This is a genomic window from Streptomyces sp. HPF1205, assembly GCF_020400825.1.
In the GTDB taxonomy this organism is placed as follows: Bacteria; Actinomycetota; Actinomycetes; order Streptomycetales; family Streptomycetaceae; genus Actinacidiphila.
This window is the reverse complement of record NZ_JAINVH010000163.1, coordinates 1-420: the sequence shown is the minus strand read 5'-3', so window position 1 is coordinate 420 and position 420 is coordinate 1. Positions and strand designations below refer to the sequence as shown.

The window sequence follows — 420 nt, the reverse complement described above, 5'->3', positions numbered from 1 at the left end:
ACGACGACCGGTGGTGGTACCGGTGGTGGGTGCTCGGCGACGGCTTCCGTGGTCAGTGCCTGGCAGGGTGGTTACCAGGTGAACGTGACGGTGACGGACAGCGGTTCGGCGGCGATCTCGGGGTGGAAGACGTCCTGGACGCTTCCGTCGGGGCAGACGGTCTCCCAGTCCTGGAACGCGACCCTGACCAGTTCCGGCAGCCAGATCACCGCGGCCAACGTCAGCTACAACGGCCAGTTGTCGCCGGGCGGCTCGACGTCCTTCGGCTTCATCGGCTCCGGCAGCGGCTCCGCGCCCAGCAGCCTGGCCGTGACCTGCCAGGCCGCCTGACACCAGGCCGGCACAGCACAACCCCGCACAACAGCAGAACACACCTGAACACCTGAACACAGGCAAGGCGGCGCGGCGACCCCGCGCCGC

General features: G+C 69.0%; 1 protein-coding gene. It reads left to right on the top strand.

The features are described 5' to 3' along the window. Window positions 1-330: cellulose binding domain-containing protein (locus K7G61_RS36115; RefSeq protein ID WP_225851381.1), on the top strand; the 330-nt coding region annotated here is incomplete at its 5' end. Window positions 331-420 lie beyond the last annotated feature (90 nt).